The sequence below is a fragment of the Brevibacterium permense genome (genome assembly GCF_025506275.1).
GTDB classification, from domain to species: Bacteria; Actinomycetota; Actinomycetes; order Actinomycetales; family Brevibacteriaceae; genus Brevibacterium; species Brevibacterium permense_A.
In genome coordinates this window covers 88,862-110,781 of record NZ_QYCP01000088.1, presented here as the reverse complement: position 1 = coordinate 110,781, position 21,920 = coordinate 88,862, and the positions used below count along the sequence as shown (strand labels likewise).

The window sequence follows — 21,920 nt, the reverse complement described above, 5'->3', positions numbered from 1 at the left end:
CCGTCACAGCCCCATTCCCACTCTCAGCCCTTCCAGCACCGCCGCATGCACATTGCGGGAGGCGACGGCATCACCGATCCGATACAGCGCGAACGTCGGCCCCGCCTCGGCGGAGGTGGTGGCGGAGGTGGTCGTCGGTTCCGCGACTGCCGTCGCACCTGGGTGAGTGCTCGTCACACCGACGTATTCCGGCTGCGGGCGTCCGTGGACCCACGCCTCGAGGTCCGTCGCCCCGTGGTTAGCCGACCGCAACTTGAGTTCGAAATAGACCTCATCATTGGGCGTCGTCCCGAAATCGACGACCACCGCATCGGTGACGACCTCCGTCTCCCGATCCGAATAGTCGTTGCGCAGCATCGCCACGATCTCCTTCCCTTCGATCCGCGGCTTCCTCGCCAAACGCTCGCCGAGGCGGACCTCGACACCGAATTCGGAGAACACCTGAAGATAGGCGGGAGAGTTCATCGACCCCACATCGATGCCGATCGTGCGTTCTGGGCTGACATAGGTGACCTGCTGACCGGCCCGAGCCAAGCGTTCGACGGCGTCGAGCGCCGGGTAGAACCCATGATCGTCGAAGACGAGCACCCGCTGCTTCGACTTGAGCCGGTCGTCCATGACGTCCCAGACGTCGAAGCTCGGGCCCTGCTCACGGAAGGGATACCCCGCATCGGGAACCCCTCCGGTGGCGACGATGACGACGTCGGGGGCGAGTGCGAGGATGTCGTCCGCCTCGGCGAAGGTGTTCAGTCGCAGGTCGACACCGTGCTTCCTGCACTGCTGGACACGCCAGTCGATGATGCCGATGAGGTCGCGGCGGCGCTGCGAGCGGGCGGCGATGCGGACCTGCCCGCCGGGGGCGTCCTCGGCCTCGAGCAGGGTCACCCGGTGCCCGCGCACGGCAGCGACACGTGCGGCCTCGAGCCCGGCCGGACCGGCACCGATGATGACGACATGCTTGGGTCCGGTGGTGACGTCATGGGGAACTTCCTGCGGCAGGTCGGCCTCCCTCCCGGTGGCGGGATTGTGGATGCAGGTGGCCGAACCGGAGGTGTAGATCGAGTCGAGGCACATGTTCGCGCCCACGCAGGGGCGAATATCGTCCTCACGGCCTTCGGCCACCTTGCGCGCCAGGTGCGGGTCGGCCAGCTGCGCCCGAGTCATCCCGACGAGGTCGAGGCAGCCATCGGCGATCGCGAACCGTGCGGTCGCGGCATCGGAGATGCGTGCGGCGTGGAGGACGGGGATGTCGATGGCCTCGCGGATGCGGCGGCAGGTCTCGAGCCAGGGCGCCGAGGGGGTGCCCATGCCGGGGATCGCCTCGGCGAGCTGACGGTCGGAGTTGATCATCCCGACGTTGAGGTTGAGGAAGTCGATGCCGTGATCGGTGTAGGTCCGGAGGATCTCAGTGGCCCTCGCTTCGTCCATGCCGTCTTCGCGGCGCTCGTCGACTGCCATGCGGATGCCGAGGACGAAATCGTCGGGTACGGCCGCGCGTACGGCGTCGATGATGCGCATAGGGAACTTGATGAGATTCTCCAGTTCGCCGGAGAATTCGTCGTCGCGGTCGTTGAGCCACGGGGCGAGGAAGGCGTCGAGCAGGTGACCGGCGTGCATGACCTCGAGTCCGTCGAATCCGGCGGCTGCTACGCGTTCGGCGGCGGAGGTGAAGTCCGCGACGATGCGATCCATATCGAAGTCCTCGAGCGCCTTGGTGAACGACCGGTGCGCCGCCTCCCGGGTCCGAGAGGCCGAGACCAGGGGCAGCCAGTCGCCGGCGAAGTTCGAGGATCGGTGGCCCAGGTGGGTCGCCTGGATCATGATCGCCGCGCCCTCGTCGTGGCAGTCTCCAGCGATCGCGGACAGCCACGGAACCACCTCGTCGGTGGACAGGTCGATATTGCCGAACGCGGCCGGTGAATCCTTCGACACGATGGCCGAACCGCCGATCATCGTCAGTCCGACGCCGCCGCGGGCCTTCTCCCGGTGATAGAGGCGGTAGCGGTCCTTCGGCATGCCGAGTTCGGTGTACGCGGGCTCGTGCGAGGTCGAGACGATGCGGTTGCGAAGCGTGAGTCTGCCGAGTTCGAAGGATTGGAGCAGCGGATCGGCGGACACATCGGTCGCAGACGTGGTCGGTGCGGGGGTGCCGGTTGCGGGGTCGGCGGTCATGGGTTCCTCCTTCATTGCAGGAACGTCATTGTGGATACGACTCCGTGGGGAGTCCGGATGGGTAATCGGTTACCGACTACTTAGTTCAATGGTGCGATCTCGCGGTTATGCTGTCAATAGTCGGCGACCAGGATTCGAAGGGGAGTGTGCGATGGAGCGCGTGAGACCGCAAGCCGAATCTCTGCGCGAGCAGGCATTGGGCATCATCCGCGATGCCATCACCTCAGGTGAGCTCGCCGAGGATCGCATCTATTCGGCCGCGGGCCTGGCCAAGCAGCTCGGCATCTCACTCAGCCCGGTGCGTGAGGCGATGATGGCGCTCGTCACCGAGGGGACTGTCGAAGCCGTGCCCAATCGCGGCTTCCGCCTGGTCACCATCACCGAGGCGGACCTCGAGGAGATCATCGCGATCCGCGTTCTCCTCGCGGTCCCCGCCGCCCGCAGCCTGGCCGAGGCCGGCAGCGATGACATCGTCGGTCGCGGCCTGAATGCTGACGGCGTGCAGGCGGTGACGGACGGGTCGGTGACCGAGACCGGCGAGGCCACGACCAAGGCCGACGCGGTCACCCGACTGCGCAGTCTCGCCGAGGCGACCGTGGACGCGGCCGAGGCCGGCGAATTTGCCGAGTTCTATACGCAGGACCGCAGGTTCCATGAGGCTCTGCTCGAGCACGGCCTCGGCGGGCGTGCCGCCGCGATCAGCCTGCGCCTGCGCGATCAGTCGCGCCTCTACCGACACCAGGATCAGATCGGGGCCATCGCTGTCGATTCCGCTCGCGAGCTGCCGAGGATCGTCGACCTCATCGAGTCCGGGGACGCCGCCGAGGCGGCCGACCTCGTCACGTCGAACCTCTACTTCTTCAAACGCGTCCCGGCCACGGCGGACGGCGAAGGCTGATTCGTCACTGTCGAGCTTTGCACCTTTCGACAGACGCGCTGCGGCTTGAACGAGGCGATTGCGGCGCCGTTGCATCAATGCGACCTGGCGAATCGGTACACCTTCTTCTCAACTGCACAGGGAGGAACGTGAGCAGTTCAGAGAAGACAGTGCCAAAAGACCCTTGGCTGCCTGCCCACGCCCACGAACCGCACCGAGAAACGACGAAACGACGCTGGGCCGCCCTGTAACGGGACGGCCCAGCGTCGTTGCACTCGATCAGGCATCGCAGCCGATCAGGTTCTCACCTCGCTCAGGCGGGTGCCTTGTCGGGGTCGATGTCGACGATCGGCATGGACTCGATGTCCATGTCCGGGTTGTCGGCCTGGGTGCGGGCCAGCTCTTCGGCCTCCTCGTGGGTGTTCACCGTCGGGAACGAGCCCGGCAGCGGCCGGTGCGCCGATTCCTTCATGAGCAGCACCGCGACGAGTGCGACGACCGAGAAGAACATGATGTAGAACGCGGGCATGTACGAGTTGCCGGTGACATCGATGAGCGCCTGGGCGAACAGCGGTGTGGTGCCTCCGAACAGAGAGACGCCGAGGTTGAACGTCAGACCCATCGCACCGTAGCGCGACGCGGTCGGGAACAGAGCCGGCAGGGTCGAGGCCAGGCAGGCGATGTAGAACCCGGCGGGCAGGGCGACCATGAACAGAGCCACCATCACTGCCCACATCTCACCGATCTGCATGACGGCGAAGGCGGGAACGATGAGGACGATCGTCATGATGGCTGCTGCCAGGAAGACGAACTTGCGGCCCAGCCTGTCGGAGAGCTTGCCGATGAGCGGCAGGCACAGCGACATGATGACGAGGACCGGGATCGTGGCCACGGCCGCCTGGACGTTCGAGACCTTGACGGTCTCCTCCAGGTAGGTGGGCATGAAGCTCGTCAGCGCGTAGCCGACCGTCTGGGAGCCTGCGACGACGGCGATGCCGATGAGGATCTCTTTCCAGAAGTGGCGGATGACGCCGATGAGGCCGTGGCGGGCGTACTTGTCGTCCTTGACCTTGACGTCGCGGCCGGCTTCTTCGCTCGATTCGAAGCTCGGGGTCTCCGGGATCTTCAGGCGGAACCAGATGGCGACGGCGCCGAGCGGGATGGCGATGAGGAACGGGATCCTCCAGCCGCCGTCGAGCATGGCGTTCTCGCCGTTGATGGACGTGGTGATCACGGTCGTGAGAGCCACAGTTCCGGCACCGGCGGCGAAGCCCAGGTAAGAGCCGACATCGAGCCACGAGGCCCAGTAGCCGCGGGACTTGTCCGGAGCGAACTCCGAGACATAGGTGGTGGCACCGGCGTACTCGCCGCCGGTGGAGAAGCCCTGGATCATCTTGAGCAGGTAGAGGGGGACGATCACCCACAGGCCGACCTGGGCCGCGGTGGGCAGGACGCCGATGAGGGCGGTGGCGGTGGCCATCGTGGCCATCGTGAAGAACAGGACCTTCTGGCGGCCGATCTTGTCACCCAGCGGTCCGAGCACCATGCCGCCGAGCGGGCGGACGAGGAAGGACACGGCGAAGCCGAGGAGGGTCACGAGCAGACCCATCTGTCGGTCCATGCCTTCGGTGAAGACGGAGGTCATCGTCACGGCCAGGTAGCCGTAGACACCGAAGTCGAACCATTCCATGAAATTGCCGACGGTGGTGCCGCCGATGGCGGTGCGGATCGATTTGGTTTCGACGACGATGCAGTCATCGGCCTCGAACCGCTTCTGTTTCTTTATTGCACGCCGTTCCTTGCGGGTCGGCTTCTTGTCTTTCTGCGCGGGTCTGTCGTGGCCTTCTGACATCAGTGGTTCCTCGTTTCAGCTGCTGCTAGGCAAGTTGCAGGGCCGAGTCGCCGGAATGGTGCGAACTCTGCGCGGCAGTTGCTGTCGAATTTCGACAATGCAGAACATCCTTGCTTGGTACTCAGGGAGTGTCAATAAAAATTGTGACACAGTTCACGCCGAATGCGCCCGGGGGTAGTTGCCTTCGTTGAATTTCGTCAATCGGTCACGAAAATACGCAAAATAGATGTTGGTTAATTCTCAGTGTCACTTGTCCAGTGATGTTGTCGGTTGAGGCTGACGGGCACGGCGCAGATGGATGTAGACGATCCCTAAGGTGCACTGGGGGTTTCGGGCTCGGACGGCGGGCCAGGGTCGTCGCTGGGTTCCGGGTCGGAGGGAGAGCCGGGGTCGGTCGGCGTCTCGGGCTCGGAGGGAGTGCCGGGCTCGGACGGCGTCCCGGGATCGTCGGTGGGCTCCGGCTGGGAAGGCGTATCGGGCGACTCCGGCTCATCCGGTGTCGACGGCTCCTCCGGGGTCGTGGGGTCATCGGAGTCGGAGGGGCTCGACGGGGAATCGGAAGTGGTCGAGCCGGGGGAGTTCTCGGGTGATTCGGCGGACCGGTCTCCGGCCCTGCTCGTCTTGCCGGTATCCGCATCGCGGCTCTCGCCGCGCCGACTCGGTGTATCGTCTCTGTGCGCCGCGTCAGGGGATGCGGAACCGGCAGGCCCGGTTGAGGCTCTCGTTGTGTCGCTTGCGCCGGCGGTGCTCGTCGGGTCAGGTGCTGAGCCGGTGCCTGCATCTGTGACGCTGTTTGTGCGAGGGCCCGGTTCGGAAGCCTCGTGCGGCAGGATCGCGAACCCGAGAAGAGTGCAGAGTAGGCCGAGGCACGCGGCAATCAGAGGAATGAGCACCGGCTTGGGCAGCGTGAACTTCGCGTTCTCGTCGTGGTCGGTCGGGCCATCGGGCGCGGCCGAAGGGTGGTTTGCCGAGTGCGCTGAAGCCGAAGGCGCTGCCGTCGTCTGCAGAGCTGCCGCTGCGGCCGTGGTCGGTTCGTCAATGGTCTCTGTCGAAGGCTCGCCGGTTGCCTGTGGAGCTTCGGGGGCGGGCGTGGCAGCGGAGGTCGCTGAGGCGTCGGCGCTGGCCTCTCCGGAGTATGCGGAGTCCGGTGGTTCGGCTGCAGCGGGGAGTTCATCGGTGTCGGCCGAGCCTGCGGCTGCCGCCTCGGTGTCGAGACCGGCCTGGGGCACCGCGACGAAGGTGTCGGAGAGGCGTTCGATGAGTATCGGCGAAGTGAGTACTGCAGGAACGAGCTCGGCGCGGTCGGCGATCGAACGCGGCCCGTCAGCGGGACGAGTCTGCGCCCAGGTGTTCTCAAGCTCCTCGTGGGCCCGAGCGGTGAGTCGCTCTGCTGTGGCTGAGGTGATGCCGAGCAATTCGGCGGCCGACTGTGCCGACTGGCCCTCGACTTCTCGCAGCCAGAGGATCCGCTGCCAATTGTCGGGCAGCGATGAAAACGCGGAGGCGATGAGGGCACGGGAGGAGAGATTTTCCGGTTCTGCTTCGGCGAACTCGGGCGATGACGCGGCGGAGTCCTCGTCGGCTTTCCAGCCGATCTCGTCACGGATGAGGGCGGCAAAGCCCGAGGTCCTATCGGCGGTGCCGTCAAGCAGCGATTTCAGGATCGCAAGGAAGGCTGCGTCGGCCCGAAGGCGCGGGTTCGGCGTATCTGCGGCGGTCAGAGCCGCAGCGGAGGCGATGTGGCGACGATAGAGTTCTGAGAAAGCTCCGGTGGTCCCCGCGTCGATGAGGGAGAAGAGCTCCTCTTCCGTGAAATCGGCGAGAGAGTCTCCAGGGAGATGTTCGTTCTTGTCCATCGTGTCCTGTGTCACTGGGAGTCGATCGGCTGCCCGCATTGTGTCGGTTCGACAGCGAGGGGGAAGATCGCTCGAATGCAGGTCGGACGGGCTTGAAGACGTCCACACCGAGGACCGTAGCGTATTGATCGGAATTTCGCATTCTGAATCACTCAGTGAGTCAGGAATGGGTCATGATGCAGTCATCAATCTAAGTGCTGCGAGGTCGTGGGAAGTCGCAGATGGAAGCGACGCAGTGTCGGAGGAAGCATGCACAGAGTGCTGAAGCGAGCCCTCAGCTCCGAACGACGCGATAGGTCGCGAGGCCGGGGGCGACGGCGCCGCGGACGTGGCCGGACGGGCTCGCGGCCACGGCCTGGAGGAAGTCGATGGTTTCGGCGGTGATCTCCTCGCCGGGCAGGACATTGGGGATCCCGGGCGGGTACGCGGCCAGCGAGCTCACGCTCACTCGTCCGACCGCCTCGGCGGCGGTGACGAGTTCGGAATCGGCGAAGTACGCCTCACGCGGGGTCATCGCCAGTCGACCGGCCGTTGGCAGCGGCGGAAGGGCGGCTGCCGGGCTCGTCGCCGTGGCGGAGTCCGCGGTTTCGAGGCGCAGAGTCTCAAGGCCGTCGATGAGGCGGCCGATGTCCGGGGATTTTCCGATGCCGATGAGGGCGACGAGGGTGGTCGCTGTCGACATCTCGGGGAAGATATCGAACTCCTCGGCCAGGCGTTTGCGCACCGTGTGGCCGTCGAGTCCGGTGGCTGTGATGTCGATGGGCAGGCGGAACGGGTCGATGTCGACGACGTCGGCATGGCCGAGGAACTCGCCGGACAGCAGGTGGTAGCGGTCGGTGGCTTCGATCTGCGCGCGGATGTGGCGGATGTTCTCGAGCGAATCCGTGATCGCCTCGGTCGACGTCATGAGTGCGCGGCGGGCGAGGTCGATCGAGGCCATGAGATGGGCATTCTCGCTCGTCGAGGCGGTCATCATGAAGGCCCGGGCCAGAGCCGGTTCGAGGCGATCGGCGAATTCGGTGTCGCCGAGGTGGAGCAGTGCGGACTGGGTGAGCGAGCCCGCGAGTTTGTGCGTGCTCATGATGACGATGTCGGCGCCCTGGGTGACGGGGGAGGCCGGCAGGTCAGGGTGGAAGCCGAAGTGGGCACCCCAGGCGGCGTCGACGATCAGTGCCGCACCTGCTTCGTGGGCCGCCTCGGCGAGGGCTTCGACGTCGGCCACAGCACCGAAGTAGCTCGGGGTCACGAGGTAGACGGCGGTCACCGGTTCGGGATGGCTGCGGATGGCCCGGCGCAGGGCATCGGGGGTGACGCCGTGGGCGATGCCGTTGACTTCGTCGACGTTGGGGTAGACGAAGCCGGGGTTGAGCCCGGCCAGCACGATGCCGTCGATGAAGCTCGAATGCGCGCTGCGCTGGGCGACGACGCCGGACCCGAGGGTGCCGATGGCCAGGGCGGCCATGCGATTGCCCTGCGACGAGCCGTTGGTGAGGAACCAGGTGCGGCGGGCGCCCCAGGCCTCGGCGGCTAATTGCAGGGCTTCGTCCTTGGGGGTGTCGACACCGAGGTCGATTCCGTCGAAGAGCGGGGGGATGTCCAGGGAGAGGGTGTGCTCGCCGAAGAATTCGGCTTGACCTGCGGAGATGCCCTCGGTTGTGCCTCCGTGTCCGGGGGTGGACAGGAACAGCGAATTGCGGTCGGCCGCGTGCGCCAGAGCTTCGGCATAGGGCGCGCGTGACTGCGTGAGGGCAGGATGCATCGGCGACCCCGAGGAGGAGTGCGGGGCTGGGGGCATGGGGGAGTCCTGGTGCACGGTCATGCGTCCAGATTAAGGAGGCGAGCAGGTACGAGAGAATAGCAACTTTCCTCTGTTGCTCTATAGTCAGTATTGAACTCAATGGGGGAGATCAATGGAACCACTCGATACCCGCGGCCTCACCGCTCTGCATGCCGTCGCGGAGACCGGATCCGTCGCCGCGGCCGCCGCCCAGTTGCAGTGGAGCCAGCCGACGGTCAATCATCATCTGCGCAATCTCGAACGGGCCCTCGGCGCGACTCTGCTCGATCGCACACCGCGCGGATCACAGCCGACGACCGTGGGCAGCCTCGTGGTGACCCGAGCCGTGGAGATCCTCGGACTGTGCCAGCGCCTCGGCGCCGAGGTGACTCTCTGGCGGGAATCTCAGGCCGTGCCGGTGCGCATCGGGGCCGTGCCCACCGTCGGTGCTCGCGTCATCCCGCGCCTCCACGATCAGCTGCAGGCTCGCCCGAGGTGGCAGACCCGTGACGAGGCGGTTGCCGGCGACCGGACCGACGTGCTCACCGCGGCCCTGGATGTGACGATGGACGAGCACGCGAAGCTCGTCTCCCGGCTCGAGTCCGGGGACCTCGACCTCGCGCTGCTCGTGTCGACCGATCTCGACCGGACGTGGATCCCTGCGACGCTGACCGCCGCCCACCTGTATTCGGAGCGGCTGTTCCTGTGCGTGCCGCGCTCGATCGGGCCGATCGAGCGCGATTCCCACGGCATGCCCGACCTCGCCGTGCTCGTGTCGCAGACCTGGGCGTTCAGCATCGACCCCGGCGACGCCATCGACGAGGTGGTCCGCTCCTTCTGTCTGAGTGCTGGGTTCGAACCCCGCGTGGGGATGCGGATGGATGACTATGCGGCCATCAACCGGATGATCTCGGCCGGCTTGGCGGTGGCGATGATCCCCGAATCATCACTGTCGACCGACCCGGACATCACCGTAATCCCGATGCCGCTCAGCGACTGCCGCCGTGACGTCCTGCTCGTCTCCCGGTCCTCGCGACCACAGGGGCGCGCCCGTCTCGATCCGATCGTCGATGCGCACAATTCCGCCATCGCCGAGGTGGTCGCCGACGTCCGCACCGTCACGCGGCAGTGGCGGTGAGCCGCGGTTTCAGAGCGGCGGTCAGAACGCGCCTCACAGCGCGAGGATCGCGGGCACCGTGAGCACCGCGACGTAGTAGCCCATGAACTGGACGCCGGCATGCATGCCGATGAACCGGTTGAAGAGTCCCCCGACGAGGCCGACGGTGAGCGTCACACCCAGGGCCAGCAGCCCTCCTTCGTAGAGGCAGATGACACAGATGAGGGCGGCGAAGCCGGCGATGATCGCCTCGTGGGAGACCGACTTCATCACCCAGGTCGCCGCCCGATGGGCGTTCGTCATGACGAAGGGGTAGGCGATGGCGACGGCGATGATCGCCGCGATGACGGAGAAGAGAGCGAACTGACCAGTCGTGAGCAGGTCGTGAAGATTGTTCGTCGTTCCCGCTTCGGCATCGAGGGTGTAGACGGGCGGAGCGTTGAACAGCGGCCCTGCGGGACCGGCCGCCATCGGTGACAGCGGCAGGCCGATTGCGATGAGCGGGATGAGAGTCTCAGCAATGTAGGTCGACTCGGTGGTTCCGTTGCGGACAGTGATGACGGTGGTGAGTCGTTCATACCCGTTCTTGACCCGGCTTCCGACGATCTCGCCCATGAGCACAGCCATGGCCACGGGGGAGAAGACGAAGGTCGCGCTGGTGATCGCCGCCGAACCGCCCGTGTATGCCAGTTGCTTTCCGGTCAGCACCTTGAAGGGGTTCGGCATCCTCGATCCCCCTGCGGGCCGGACGTCGGGAGCAAGATTGAACTCCCGCTTGCCCGACTGCTGCATCGAGCGGCGTCCGGCGGGGGAGAGCGCAGCGAACAGGTCGAAGATGAGCGGCCCGGTGGCGATGCCTAGGAAGAACGAAGTGGTGAAGGTCGCTTCCTTCTGCTCCATGATGAAGGCCTGCAGGCCGACGATGAGCAGGACGAACGGGACGAGCCCCGCAACCGCAGCGAGCTTGCCCTTCGAGGTGTAGGCGACGAGAACGGCCGCAGCGATGAAGATCCAGGGAGCGGCAGCGCCGATCGCCTCGGCGAAAGGGGTGAGTACGAGGGCGAACACGATCGACAGCGGAATGGCAATGGCAACTGAGACGACTCCTCCGGAGATCGCCTTCTGAAGTGCGATATGCGGGATTCCGAGAGACCTCAGCAGCTGCGCCTCACGCAGCATCGGCACCGCCGTGGTGTCACCGGGGATTCCGAGGAGAGTCGTCGGCACGGCGTGGGAGATGTGTTTGGAAATGATCGCGGCGAGGAAGAACGCGAGCACTCCGGCAGGAGGCACCCCGATGAGGATGACAAGCAACGCCAGCGGTGCCACGATCGCCGTCTCGTCCGTGCCCGAGATCAGTCCGATTCCGGTGAAGAGCACCCCGGAGAGAAGCGCCATCCCGACGGCCCACAGTACTGGTTCGATGAGTTCCGCGGTCACTGGTGCCCACCCTTCTCGCGGGCGCGAGCCTCATGGTTGTCGACGAGGGCGTCGAAGAGACCGAGGGCTCGGACTTCTGCCTGAACCGCCGGACCGAGGTCGCGGGGGTCGCCGAGATCCCCGTATTCCTCGACGACTTCGTCGATGATCTCCTGCCGGTTGCGGGTGTCGGCCGCCGAGGTGGTGATCACTCTCTTGGGTTTGAACAGAAACCCGGAGATCACGGCGCCGACGATGCAGCCGACGATGCCGACGAGGAGCGCATAGGAGTGACCCAGCGCTTCATCTCCTCCGGCGGCGAAGAGATGATCGGCGATGAGGTAGGCCGGGACTGCTGTCCCGACGGCTATGGCGATACCGCCGATGAGATGTTTGGGGTCGACGGTGTCATTCCACACCTCGAGCAATTGCGGCATCATTGCCTGCCTTCTGTCGGCCGACGACTGTCGGGAACGTGAACGATGGAACTACCGGCCGAGGATGGCCGAGGATGTTGCGGATGGAAGCGGGATGCCCAGCTGCTCGCCCAGCCACTGGCTGACCGCAGCCACAGCGTCGATGTCGACGCCGGTCGAGATGCCCAGGCCCTGCAGCATCCAGAGAAGATCCTCTGTAGCCAGGTTTCCGGAGGCGGTGCGAGCGAAGGGACAGCCACCGATCCCTCCTGCCGATGCGTCGAACTGACTGACACCTGCTTGAAGCGCGGAGTAGACATTCGCAAGCGCCTGGCCATAGGTGTTGTGGGTGTGCAGGGCGATCCGATCAATCGGAATCCCGGCGCGGACCAGGCTATCAAGAACAGCGGTCACATGACCGGGAGTCGCGGTCCCGATGGTATCGCCGAGCGAGATCGTCAGGCACCCGGCGTCGAGGAGGCGACGCGCAGCCGTCGCGACGCGTTCGGGGTCGACTGCGCCTTCCCAAGGATCCCCGAAGACCATCGACAGATAGCCGCGCACCCGCAGCCCCGCAGCGGTCGCTGCGCGTGCCGCGTCCAGGCTGCGGTCTGTGGTGTGTTTGAGGGAACCGCCGAGGTTGGCCTGCGCGAACGATTCGGTGACGCTGATGAAGATCGAGGCATCTTTCGTCCCCGCCGCAACGGCATCATCGAGGCCCCGTCGGTTCGGGACGAGGACGGGGAAGGCGATATCGGAGTCCAGGTCGAGCCCTGCGAGCACCGATCGGGTGTCGGCCATCTGCGGAACAGCCTGCGGAGAGACGAAGCTTCCGGCTTCGATGGTCTTCAGGCCGGCTCCGGAAAGCCGCCGGATCAGTTCGAGCCGGGTTGAGATAGGAAGTGTGCGTGCTTGCGACTGCAGACCATCTCGAGCGCTGACTTCGCAGACGCTGACCTCGGTCGGCAGGTTCGACGGCACGAACTGCTGTGGGAGCTGTGCCGTCATCGCGATGCACCGGAGCGGAGTTCGTCGAGGATCGACTGGACCCTGTCGAACCGGAATGCCTTCTCCTCGATGAGGCGGCCCACGATGATCGCGGTCTCTTCGGCGTTCGCTCCGGCAGAGGCAGCGAGGTTCTTCGCATGCAGAGACATGTGTCCGCGCTGCACGCCCTCGGTGGCGAGAACTCGCAGTGCCGCGAGGTTCTGCGCCAAGCCGGCGGCGACGATCATCTCGGCGAGATCCTGTGCGGTCGCCACCTCGGCGATCTGCAGAGCAGTGCGCGCGGCGGGATGGACCTTGGTGGCGCCCCCGACGAGGCCGACGGGCATGGGCATCTCGAGGGTGCCGACCAGGTCTCCGTCGGCATTCCTCTCGAACGTCGAGAGAGAAGAGTATCGGCCGTCGACGAGCGCATGGGAATGCGCTCCGGCCTCTACTGCACGGGTGTCGTTCCCGGTTGCAAGGACGACCGCGGAGATGCCGTTCATGATGCCCTTGTTGTGAGTGGCCGCTCGATAGGGGTCGGCTGCGGCGAGGTCGTAGGCATGGAGGATGTTGTCGATGACCTCATTCCCGCCGAGCAGATCCCTATCGAAGACTGCCCGTGCCCGAGACAGTCGACGGTCCGCCTTGTTGGTGAGGATGCGCAGGAGTGCGTCGCCTCCGGCAATGGCTGCCACAGATCCGGAGACCGCCTCAGCCATCGTGTTGACCGCATTCGCCCCCATTGCGTCTCGGACATCGACGAGGAGATGGACGAGAACATACGTCGTCGTCCGCGCTTCGACGAGGCGGACCTCGAGACCCTTGACTCCGCCGCCGACCTCGACGAGCTTGGGGTCCTGCGCATTGGCCAGGTCGATGATCTCGGCTTGCCGTTCGAGGACACGTATCCGAGCGGCCTGCGGATCCGCCACATTGATCAGCTGAATCTGTGCCTGCATGATGGGCTCGGTCGAACTTGTGAAGAATCCGCCGTGCGGACGTGCCATCCGTGCTGCGTTGCTGGCGGCGGCGATGACGGAGGCTTCTTCGGTCGCCATCGGAACGAGGACGTCGGTGCCGTTGATCGTGAAGTTGGTTGCTGCGCCGAGAGGGAGCGAGAACACTCCGAAGATGTTCTCGCTGAGGTTCGCGGCATCCTCGGGGCCGAAGGCGTCGGCATCGATCTGGCTGAACAGTTCGGCGTCGAGACCGGTCGAAGCCGCGACGGCTTCCCTGCGGTCATCGACCGACATGTTTCGGAAGTCGGCAATTCGGCTGTTCTCTGCCATCGTAAGTCTCCAGTCAGGTCGTCTTCGGCCGGCATCGGCCTTCAGTCGGAGTTCCTCCGCAGAGACAGTCAAACAATGTGCGCACGAATGTTCCATGTCTTTTTCGGACACGAAAACACGGTGGTCATAGCCGTTCCGGACATAGAGGTCTAGAGGGATGGCTTCAGCTTGTCCAGACGGAGAGCGACCTGAAGACGGAACGCCCGCTCGGGTGACCTCCACTCCTCGCCGAGCACGAGATCGGCTCTCTCCAGCCGTTGCTTGACGGTGTTGACATGCACTGACATCTGAGTCGCGGTTCTGCGGATGTTCATACCGGACTCGAAATACTCCCGCAGCGTCGAGAGCAGTTCGGCCGAATGAGTTCGGTCCCATCGGCGCAGGGGCTCGAGCATCCGTTCCATGAATCGCTCCACCTGCTCCGGCGCAGTGCCGAACATCGCGGTATAAGGTGCGAAGTCCTCCGTGGGAAAGATCCCTTCGCTGATGCCGAGCGAATTGAGGATGCGGATGCACGACCACATCTCGTCCTCAGCGGTGCGCAGCTGCGTCCTGTCGAAATCTGTCTCGGAGATGATCACCAGCGAATTGTCGAGGGCCCCGGACTCATCGAACAGGGTGTCCAAGGAGGGCCTGTCGCGGGTCACGGCGCTGGGAATGAGCACTGTGATTCCGGGAGATCGCTGAGTCATGAGAATACGCGGCTCGACGCGGACCAGGCGAGCGCCGATGCGGTCATCGTTTTCGATGTCGCCCTGAATCGTCATCAGTCTCCACGGGCCGGAGAGACTGAAGCTGCCGGTTCGGGAGCGGGCCTCGAGCTCACTGAGATCACGCGTGCCGGCAATGATGTCGACTGCGAGTTCTCCGCGGACCCGGTTCTCGGCATCGGCCCGGGCCTGTTCGTTCATTCGGATGAGCGCGAGCGTCTGCGCCGCCTGGGCGACGATGTTCGCGTCGCCGTCCGCCGGTTCGTCGTTGAAACGCACGAACAGTCCGCTGTGCTGTCGTCGGTGGGACGCCACCGAGGCGACGTACAGGTGCTGGGCACCGGCGACCTGTGCGCTTCGGCCCGTCGCTCGGCTGTGACTCAGCGCCGCTCGGACGTCGGCATTGTCGACCGTGATGCCTTCGAAGAACTCCTCATCGGCAGGAAAGCTCGGAGAGTCGAGGCGACCGCTGTCGACGATGATCACGTCGGCCTCGAGCAGTTCGGAGATGGCGTCGAGAACTGCCGGGACCCCCTGACCCTGTAGGACGAGCTGCGTCAATTGTTCCTCGACTTCGACAAGCCGCTGGAGCGTGCTGGCCTGCGCGGCTGCCGTCTCCTCGGCCTCCGCGGACGTCTGAGCCGCCTCAGCGAGATCTCCCATCAGCTGCGCAGTCTTCAGCACCACGGAAGCGTGGTCGGCCAGGGCTGACAGCAGCGTGATCTCGTCGGTGGTGAACTCATGTGGATAGCGGTTGGCGGCGAAGAGCGCTCCGAGGACTTCGCCGTCGACGACCATCGGCACTCCGAGGAGCGATTCCATCCGCTCGGCCTTCACCGCGGAGTCGACGCGTCTTTCGTGAGGCAGACTGGTCAGATCGTAGTTCGATGTCCACTGCGCGGCGCGATCGCGCACGACCTGTCCTGCCAGTCCGACCCCGGGAGGTACCCGCAGCACCTTCAGTTTCGCCGAGATCGCTCCGTGGCTTGCTTGCACGCGCAGGTCGTCGGTCTCCGGATAGTACTGGGAGAGGTAGGCGATGTCGCACCCGATGAGTGTTCGGGCACGCTCGACGAGCTTCTGCAGAAGCTTCTCGGTGTCTCGCACACGGATGAGCTCCGAGGCGCTTTCCAGGAGGGCCGAACGCTCGCGATCTTTTTGCTTCCACCGGGTCATGGTCGCCGAGAGATCGGAGAAGGAGTCGATGAGGTCGGGGTGGTGCTCAAGACCGCGGGCCAGGGAAGCGCGGTCCAGATCGACCCCGCGGGAGAGAGCTCCGACGATCTCGGTCACGGCGGCCGCGGACACGGTCCCCGACTCATCATCGATCTCTGTCATGAGACCAGTGTCGCAGGGGCTCGGCGTCTGTGCCGCTCCCGGCATCGGACGCGTGCTTCGTCCGAGCGGTCGTCGCCGTCAGCCGGCAGCTGCGGCTCCGCGTACCTCATGCTCGCGCACCACGGGCAGCTCGCACGTCGTCGGAGCGACCTGCCGGTAGCCGGAGAGGAAGGTGTCGAGGCGTTCGATCGCCTCGGTGAGCACCTCGACGGAGGGCAGGGTGACGAGTCGGAAGTGGTCGGGCCTGGGCCAGTTGAAGGCCGTGCCGTGGGAGACGAGGATCTTCTGTTCGCGCAGCAGGTCGAGGGCGAACTGCTCGTCATCGGTGATGCCGAACTTCTCGACATCGAGCTTCGCGAACATGTACAGCGCACCGTCGGCCCGGTGGGCCGAGACGCCGTCGATCGAGTTGAGCCCCTCGTAGGCGACCTGCATCTGTTGGCCGAGGCGGCCGGTCGGCAGAATGAGGTCGTCGATCGACTGCTTCCCGCCCAGAGCCGCTTGGATGGCGTGCTGGGCCGGAACGTTCGAGCACATGCGCATATTCGCGAGCAGCTTGATGCCCTCGAGGTAGCTGTGCGCCTCGTCCAGCGGTCCGGTGATCGCCAGCCAGCCGGAACGGTAGCCGGCGACCCGGTAGGCCTTCGACAGTCCGGAGAAGGTCAGGCACAGAACGTCGTCGCCGGTGAGTGTGGCCATGTTGACCAGTTCGACGCCGTTGTAGGTGATCTTCTCGTAGATCTCGTCGGAGAAGACGATGAGGCCGTGACGGCGGGCGATGTCGGCGATCTTCTGCAGCGTCTCCTTCGAGTACACCGCACCGGTCGGGTTGTTCGGGTTGATGACGACGATTCCGCGGGTGCGTTCGGTGATCCGGGATTCGAGGTCGTCCAGGTCCGGCTGCCAGGCGTCCTCTTCCGCGCAGCGGTAGTGGACGGGGGTGCCGCCGGACAGCGCCACCGAGGCGGTCCACAGCGGATAGTCGGGTCCGGGCACGAGGATCTCGTCACCGGGGTTGCACAGGGCCTGCAGGCTGAGCGTGATGAGCTCGCTGACTCCGTTGCCGAGGAAGACCTCGTCGGTGCCGAGATTGTGGATGCCGCGGGTCTCGTAGTACTGGACGACGGCGCGGCGAGCGGAGAGGATTCCCCGCGAGTCGGAGTAGCCCTGCGTCACGGGCAGGTTCGCGGAGATGTCCTGGACGATCGCCTCGGGGGCTTCGAATCCGAAGGGGGCTGGGTTGCCGATGTTGAGCTTGAGGATCGTGTGCCCGGCGGCCTCCATCGCCTGGGCCTCTTCGAGGACGGGGCCTCGAATGTCATAGAGGACATTGGCCAACTTCGACGACTGCCTGAACATGTGAACCGTGAAACCTTTCCGTCGGACTTCCGCTATCTCCACGCTATGATCCTCGCCGAGGCGGTCGTGACCAAACAGAGGCCCGTTTCGCGGACCTTTGACGGCCTCGGCGGATCGTTGTGCATACCTTTTGTGACCTGCCGCGTGCGCACGCTCCCGATCAGGACCGGAGCGCACGATCTCGTGCCGCCGACACGCGCGCTCTCGGATCGGCGGCGCCGGTCGGAACGCTGTCGACGATGACCTGATCAGGACGGATGAGCAGCGCTTGGCGGCCCGAGCCCGAGTAGGCACTCTCCCAGATCCCCTGAGAGCCGTCCGCGACCTCGTCGACGACCTGCAGCGTGATGCCGGGGACCGGGTCTCGTCTCAGTGCCTCGGCGATGACGCTGCCGGTCGCTGTGACCAGAGTGAAGCCGGTCGGGTCGAGGAGATCGAGGGTGCTGACGGTCCGGAGTCGGTCCTCGGACCCGGAGCAGGTGAGCTCCACATGAGGGGCGCGAGTGCCGGGACGGCCGCTCGGTGTCGCCGGATCCTCGACCCGGGGATCGATGGGAGTGGCATCGTCGGATGCGGTGTCGGGGGAATCCGCGTCGCCGGGGTAGACGAATCCGAGTGACAGGGTGGTCGAATCGACCTGGTCGGGCGGTGCCGGCTGTCCAGGAGTCTTCGCCGACCGCAGCAGCGTTTGTGCGATCATCAGCCGCATGATCGGGATCCGTTCCGTCTCATACGTGTCGAGAAGACCCGGTGACGCCTCGCCTCGGCACACCGCTGCGATCTTCCACGCGAGATTGTGGGCGTCGTGGACGCCGGTGTTCCCGCCGAATCCGCCGTAGGGCGGCATCTGATGAGCCGCATCGCCGACGAAGAGGATCCTGCCCCGACGCACCTTCGATGCGATCCAAGCTCCCGTCGACCAGGTGAGGACGTCCTCGATCCTCGGTTCGATCTCCGGCAGACCCGTCGCCGCGCGGATGACATCGCCGAGGCGGCTCATCAGGGCGGACTCCTCGATCCGTCCTTCTCCGTCGTCCGGCAGCCTCCACTCGGGTCTGATGTGGGTGCCGAGCTGCCACAGGCGATCGTCGACGTTGCCGCGGGCGAAAAGGAAGGCCTCGGCGCTGCGTGCCATGAACCCATCGACATGCCGACCCCTCAGGGCGGGGTCGAGATCCGCCCGGAACAGTGCGCTGACCGCCGTTCCCGGCACGGGGCGGCCGATCAGCTCGATGCCCGCGAGCCGCCTGATTTGGCTGTGGGCGCCGTCGGCGGCGATGACGAAGCGTGCCCGCAGTCCGGAGTCCGCCCCGTCCCTGCTGAGTCGAGCGCTGACACCGTGGGCGTCCTCGTCGACATCGACGACCTCGGTGCCGAACAGCAGTCGAGCACCGAGCTCCTCGGCACGGTTGCAGAGGATCGGCTCGATCCTCTGCTGATCGCACGAATACGGATCGACGGGACTGAGGCGGACGGCCGGTGCGCCGCCACCCGCCGGAGGGATCCAGGACTCGTGCTCGTCCGCGAGTGAATCGCCGACGGCGAACCCACCGTTGGGCTCTCCGGCGCTGCGAATCTCGTCCTCGACGCCGAGGCTGCGGTAGATCTCCATCGATCGGACGGTGACCAGTCGCGCCTTGGGATGCAGCGAGGTGGATCGGTGCCGCTCCGCGAGGACGACCGATACCCCCTGCTGGGCGAGGAACGCGGCCGCGGCGAGGCCGACGAGCCCGCCTCCGACGACGAGGGCATCGACGAAGCAGCCGTCGCCGGCGTCGCGGCCGGCGTCGTGGTTTTCGGTACGGAGCCTTCCGGGAATCCGATTCGGCATCATGAACGATTCCACGGGTTGGGGCGACGGGCACCTCTGGTGGCTGGGGCCGCGCCGGCGCTCGTGCGCCCACTTCCCGCCTCGGACGACTCCGGAGTTCGCGGCCCGACACTCAGCGAGTTCGACAGTCGGGCGAGGTGCGACGCGAAATCGTGGATCTCCTCGTCGGACCAGTCCGAGAGATGGCGGAGGAAGTCGTCGGTGAGTGTGCGGCGGAAGCGGATTCGTGCCCGCCTGCCTCGGGCAGTCAATGCGATCGAGTAGGAGCGTCCGTCGCCGTCGAGCGCTGTGCGGGTGACCAGATCGCGAGAGAGCAGATCGGTCACGGCTCGGGTGATCGACTGCGGGCGCACGTGGAGGGTGTCGGCGGCTTCGGACGGGGTGATCGGTGACTGGGCGGCGAGATTGAGCACTCCGAGTGCTGCCGACCCGAGCTCCGAATCGGCAGAGACGCGGCGTTGGAGCGATGCGATCGCATCGAGGGACCTGACGATTCTCCACACAGAATCAGTTACTTCCATGTTGGAACTATATCGCCCCGACTGCAGTATCGGAAAGTCCGCCGCGCTACTCTGGGACACATGGCGGATGTGAACCCGGGGCCCCGCCGGAGGGGGCGCCCGCGCAAGGCGAGCAGCAGCGATGCGAGATCGGCGATCACGGATGCCGCCTCGGTCGAATTCGCGGAGAAGGGCTACGACAAGGCGTCTCTGCGCAGCATCGCTCGCAGAGCCCAGGTCGACTCCGCGCTCGTCCACCACTACTTCGAGTCGAAGGCGGGTCTCTTCGCCGAGGTCGTCAGGCTTCCCGTTCGGCCGGACCGCATCGTCCGCGCGGCCTTGGACGTATCGGACGACCGCCTCGGCGAGTCCCTCGTGCGCACGGTGCTCAGCGCCTGGGAGCAGACAAGCGTGAAGTCGATCGGGGTGACCGTTCTGCGTTCTGCGGTGAGCGATTCGGCAGCCGGCCGACTGATCAGGCAATTTCTCCTGCGCGAGCTCAAAGGAGCAGTGGCGGGAAGGATCGCGGACGGAGGAGTCGACCGCACTGAAGCAGATCTGCGGGCCACGCTCGTCCTCACGCAGATGGCGGGTGCGCTCATGTTTCGCCATGTCCTCGAACTCGAACCGCTGGCATCGATGCCGGTCGACGACCTGACTGCGCGCCTGGCGCCGGCGGTGCAGGGCCATCTCGATGGAGTCGGCGACTCGATGTGAGCCCGAACGGCGGCCGTGCAGGTACCGCTCATCGGGGACTGGACGGCAGTTATGAAATCTCTCCGTGAGAACCCTTGACCGGAGCCCCCTCAGATGTCATATTCAGCACATGATGAATAAGTCGGTGGAAGCACGAGCGCTGACGATCCGCAGAGGTCGGCGGACCGTCATCGACTCATTGGATCTAGATGTGCCCAGGGGCGCGATCGTCGGTCTGCTGGGTCCCAGCGGCAGCGGGAAGACGACGCTGATGCGCGCGATCGTCGGCGTGCAGATCGTGGCCGGCGGACGTGTGCAGGTGCTCGGCCGGCCTGCCGGATCGGCGGATCTGCGGCATCGGGTCGGCTATATGACCCAGTCGGCGAGCATCTACGAGGACCTCAGCGTGCGGGCGAATCTGCGCTACTTCGCACGGGTGCAAGGGGCTCCGAAGGCCGATGTCGACCGTGTGCTCGAACGCACGGATCTCATCGGGCAGGCCGATCAGCTGGCCCGGACGCTCTCTGGCGGTCAGGCCAACCGGGTGTCGCTGGCCGCAGCGATGCTCGGTTCCCCGGATCTGCTCGTCCTCGACGAGCCGACGGTGGGACTCGACCCAGTTCTGCGCAATGATCTGTGGGATCTCTTCCGTGGGCTCGCCGAGGAGGGGACCACGCTGCTCGTCTCGAGTCACGTCATGGATGAGGCCACACGCTGTGACCGGCTGCTGCTCATGCGGGAGGGCGCGATCATCGCGGACACGACACCGCACGATCTGCTCGCAGGCACGGGGGCCGCCTCGGCGGAGGAGGCGTTCCTCGACATCATCGAGAAGGACACGGCAGGTGAAAGGCCCGCCGGGCACGGGCGGCAGTCGGGGACCCATCTGCTCTCCCGGGACGTGAACGGCAAGGGTCGGCCAAGCCATGATCGGCGGGGCCACGGGACGAAGAAGGGAGGTCGGCGATGAACCCGTTGCGCACCCTGGCCACGACGGGGCGTGTCCTCGTCCAGATCCGCAACGATCCGCGCACCATCGCCCTGCTGCTCATCGTGCCCAGCCTGTTGATCGGCCTGGTGGCGTGGATCTTCGACGAGACCGAGGTGTTCGCCGATATCGGTCCGGCGATGCTCGCGCTCTTCCCGTTCATCGTCATGTTCCTCGTCACGAGCATCGCGACCCTGCGCGAACGTCGCAGCGGAACCCTGGAGCGACTGCTGTCGATGCCGTTGGGGCGCGGCGACTTCATCCTCGGATACACCCTGGCATTCGGGCTGCTCGCCGTGGTGCAGACGGCCGTGGCCGTCGGCTACGCGACTCTGGTGTGCGGTCTGGAAATCGAGGGATCCGTCGGGCTGCTCTTCGTCGTCGCGATCGCCGACGCCCTGCTCGGCACGGCGTTGGGCCTGCTGGCCAGCGCCTTCGCCCGCACGGAGTTCCAGGTCGTGCAGTTCATGCCTGTGTTCGTGTTCCCGCAGATCCTGCTCGGAGGGATCTTCTTGCCCCGTGATCAGCTGCCGGATGTCCTCCAGGTGATCGGCGACTGGCTGCCGCTCTCGCACGCGATCGATGCGCTGGATGCCGTGTCGACCGGCCACGAGGATGACGCCTATATCTGGCTGCGGGTGCTCTTCATCGCCTGCTGGATCGTCGGAGCCATCATCGTCGGCTCGCTGACCCTGCGTCGCCGGACGCCGTGAGGCATCGCGACGGCGCGGAC

At 65.7% G+C, this 21,920-nt stretch carries 17 protein-coding genes; 5 read left to right on the top strand and 12 right to left on the bottom strand.

What is annotated here, in order from left to right; all coding sequences use genetic code 11:
- Positions 1–3: 3 nt before the first annotated feature.
- Positions 4–2,172 carry an oxidoreductase gene (locus D3I60_RS10625; protein ID WP_276584536.1) on the bottom strand — a complete coding sequence of 723 codons (2,169 nt, stop codon included), beginning with the start codon at positions 2,170–2,172 and terminating at the stop codon, positions 4–6.
- 160 nt (positions 2,173–2,332) lie between these two features.
- Between D3I60_RS10625 and D3I60_RS10620 the strand changes: the two genes are divergently transcribed.
- Entirely contained in the window at positions 2,333–3,070 is a 738-nt protein-coding gene (locus D3I60_RS10620; protein WP_262776205.1) for a GntR family transcriptional regulator, read from the top strand.
- A 292-nt stretch (positions 3,071–3,362) separates the two neighbouring features.
- Here D3I60_RS10620 and D3I60_RS10615 read toward each other — a convergent pair whose 3' ends face one another.
- From D3I60_RS10615 to D3I60_RS10605, 3 genes are all read right to left on the bottom strand, one after another.
- On the bottom strand, positions 3,363–4,901 hold the full coding sequence (locus D3I60_RS10615) for an MFS transporter (RefSeq protein ID WP_262776204.1): 1,539 nt from the start codon (positions 4,899–4,901) through the stop codon (positions 3,363–3,365).
- 311 nt (positions 4,902–5,212) lie between these two features.
- A complete protein-coding gene (locus tag D3I60_RS10610) occupies positions 5,213–6,757 on the bottom strand; it encodes an RNA polymerase sigma factor (RefSeq protein WP_262776202.1) in 1,545 nt (514 codons plus the stop codon).
- A 274-nt stretch (positions 6,758–7,031) separates the two neighbouring features.
- On the bottom strand, positions 7,032–8,576 hold the full coding sequence (locus D3I60_RS10605; protein WP_346659565.1) for an aminotransferase class I/II-fold pyridoxal phosphate-dependent enzyme: 1,545 nt from the start codon (positions 8,574–8,576) through the stop codon (positions 7,032–7,034).
- A 91-nt stretch (positions 8,577–8,667) separates the two neighbouring features.
- Between D3I60_RS10605 and D3I60_RS10600 the strand changes: the two genes are divergently transcribed.
- Positions 8,668–9,672: a LysR family transcriptional regulator gene (locus D3I60_RS10600; protein ID WP_262776200.1), complete on the top strand. Its 1,005-nt coding sequence runs from the start codon at positions 8,668–8,670 to the stop codon at positions 9,670–9,672.
- Positions 9,673–9,705: 33 nt separating this feature from the next.
- Here the strand turns inward: D3I60_RS10600 and D3I60_RS10595 are convergent, their stop codons facing one another.
- The 8 genes from D3I60_RS10595 to D3I60_RS10560 all read right to left on the bottom strand — a co-directional run bounded on the left by D3I60_RS10595 (position 9,706) and on the right by D3I60_RS10560 (position 19,524).
- The gene (locus D3I60_RS10595; protein WP_262776198.1) at positions 9,706–11,091 is read right to left on the bottom strand and encodes a tripartite tricarboxylate transporter permease; all 1,386 of its coding nucleotides are present in this window, start codon (positions 11,089–11,091) and stop codon (positions 9,706–9,708) included.
- On the bottom strand, positions 11,088–11,510 hold the full coding sequence (locus D3I60_RS10590) for a hypothetical protein (RefSeq protein WP_262776196.1): 423 nt from the start codon (positions 11,508–11,510) through the stop codon (positions 11,088–11,090). Before D3I60_RS10590 ends, D3I60_RS10595 begins: the two co-directional genes overlap by 4 nt.
- A 48-nt stretch (positions 11,511–11,558) precedes the next feature.
- The gene (locus D3I60_RS10585) at positions 11,559–12,494 is read right to left on the bottom strand and encodes a hydroxymethylglutaryl-CoA lyase (RefSeq protein ID WP_262776195.1); all 936 of its coding nucleotides are present in this window, start codon (positions 12,492–12,494) and stop codon (positions 11,559–11,561) included.
- A complete protein-coding gene (locus D3I60_RS10580; RefSeq protein ID WP_262776194.1) occupies positions 12,491–13,765 on the bottom strand; it encodes a hydroxymethylglutaryl-CoA reductase, degradative in 1,275 nt (424 codons plus the stop codon). Before D3I60_RS10580 ends, D3I60_RS10585 begins: the two co-directional genes overlap by 4 nt.
- Before the next feature lie 149 nt (positions 13,766–13,914).
- On the bottom strand, positions 13,915–15,813 hold the full coding sequence (locus tag D3I60_RS10575) for a helix-turn-helix domain-containing protein (protein ID WP_262776192.1): 1,899 nt from the start codon (positions 15,811–15,813) through the stop codon (positions 13,915–13,917).
- Between the two features lie 78 nt (positions 15,814–15,891).
- Entirely contained in the window at positions 15,892–17,172 is a 1,281-nt protein-coding gene (locus D3I60_RS10570; RefSeq protein WP_262776190.1) for a pyridoxal phosphate-dependent aminotransferase, read from the bottom strand.
- A 160-nt stretch (positions 17,173–17,332) separates the two neighbouring features.
- Positions 17,333–19,006 carry an FAD-dependent monooxygenase gene (locus D3I60_RS10565; RefSeq protein ID WP_262776189.1) on the bottom strand — a complete coding sequence of 558 codons (1,674 nt, stop codon included), beginning with the start codon at positions 19,004–19,006 and terminating at the stop codon, positions 17,333–17,335.
- The gene (locus tag D3I60_RS10560) at positions 19,003–19,524 is read right to left on the bottom strand and encodes a MarR family winged helix-turn-helix transcriptional regulator (RefSeq protein ID WP_262776188.1); all 522 of its coding nucleotides are present in this window, start codon (positions 19,522–19,524) and stop codon (positions 19,003–19,005) included. The genes D3I60_RS10565 and D3I60_RS10560 overlap by 4 nt, the downstream gene beginning before the upstream one ends.
- A 60-nt stretch (positions 19,525–19,584) precedes the next feature.
- On the opposite strand from D3I60_RS10560, the gene D3I60_RS10555 reads away from it, so the two are divergent.
- The 3 genes from D3I60_RS10555 to D3I60_RS10545 all read left to right on the top strand — a co-directional run bounded on the left by D3I60_RS10555 (position 19,585) and on the right by D3I60_RS10545 (position 21,900).
- Positions 19,585–20,220, top strand: a complete 636-nt coding sequence (locus D3I60_RS10555; protein WP_262776187.1) for a TetR/AcrR family transcriptional regulator — start codon at positions 19,585–19,587, stop codon at positions 20,218–20,220.
- A gap of 109 nt (positions 20,221–20,329) precedes the next feature.
- Entirely contained in the window at positions 20,330–21,169 is an 840-nt protein-coding gene (locus D3I60_RS10550) for an ABC transporter ATP-binding protein (RefSeq protein ID WP_262776186.1), read from the top strand.
- A complete protein-coding gene (locus tag D3I60_RS10545; RefSeq protein WP_262776185.1) occupies positions 21,166–21,900 on the top strand; it encodes an ABC transporter permease in 735 nt (244 codons plus the stop codon). Before D3I60_RS10550 ends, D3I60_RS10545 begins: the two co-directional genes overlap by 4 nt.
- The last annotated feature ends 20 nt before the right edge of the window (positions 21,901–21,920 follow it).